We start from the raw sequence: 1,126 nt of genomic DNA on the forward strand, positions 1-1,126 counted from the left end.
GTGTGCTGGTCGGGCATCGTTCGGTGGCGGCGGGGTTGGCCGGTTTGGTGCCGGTGGTGTGCTGGCTCGACGAGCCGATTCAGGCCGCACCGGTTGAGGTGCTGCCGGTGGTGGCGGGTCAGGCGGCGTGTGTCATCTACACCTCGGGGTCGACGGGTGTGGCGAAGGCTGTGGTTGTCCCACATGCGGTGTTGCTGGGTGTGCTCGGCGGTTGGATGCGGTCCCACTTCGGTGCGGGTGAGCGGTTGCGGTGGTTGTCGGTGGCGAGCGCGAGTTTCGACGTGTTCACCGGTGACGTGGTCCGTGCGCTCGGCTCGGGTGGGACGTTGGTGCTGGGCGCGGTCGGGTTGCAGTTGTCGGTCGCGGAGTGGTGTGCGGTCCTGGTCGGGCAGCGGGTGGAGGCGATGGAGGTTGCTCCCCGCTACGCCGATGCGCTGGTCGCGCACTTGGAGGACACCGGGGTGGTGTTGGACGGGTTGCGGTTGCTGGTCGTGACCACCGATGTGTGGCGTCTCGAAGCGGCGGCCCGGGCCCGGCAGGTCCTGGGTGCGCGGGTGTTGACGGCGTATGGGGTGACTGAGGCTGGTATCGATTCGACGTTTGCCGAGCTTGAGGGTGGGGTTGGTCCGGCGCCGGTGGGTGGTGCGTTGCCGGGGACCCGCCTCTATGTGTTGGACGCGTTGTTGCGGCGGGTGCCGATCGGGGTGCCGGGCGAGTTGTTCATCGGTGGTTCCGGCGTGGCGCGTGGCTATCTGGGTCGGGCGGAGTTGACGGCGCAGCGGTTTGTGGCGGATCCGTTTGGTGGTGGCCGGTTGTATCGGTCGGGGGATGTGGTGCGGTGGCGGGCCGATGGGACGTTGGAGTTCCTGGGTCGGAATGACGCGCAGGTGAAGGTGCGTGGGTATCGGATCGAGCCGGGCGAGGTCGAACACGTCCTTCGCGGGCATCCGGACGTTCGCGATGCGGTGGTGGTGGCTGATGAGGGTGGGGAGCGGCTGATCGCGTATGTGGTGCCGGGGGTTGTGGAGGGGTTGCGTGGGTGGTTGCGGGAGCGGTTGCCGGAGTTCATGGTGCCGTCGGTGTTTGTGGAGCTCGCCGGGTTGCCGTTGACGCCGAACGGGAAGGT

1 protein-coding gene is annotated in these 1,126 nt (G+C 68.0%); it reads left to right on the top strand.

The annotated features are described in order from the left end of the window. On the top strand, positions 1 to 1,126 hold a 1,126-nt coding region (locus ABD901_RS58670), incomplete at both ends, for an AMP-binding protein (protein WP_345145086.1).

Source organism: Dactylosporangium darangshiense (assembly GCF_039537565.1).
Classification (GTDB): Bacteria; Actinomycetota; Actinomycetes; order Mycobacteriales; family Micromonosporaceae; genus Dactylosporangium; species Dactylosporangium darangshiense.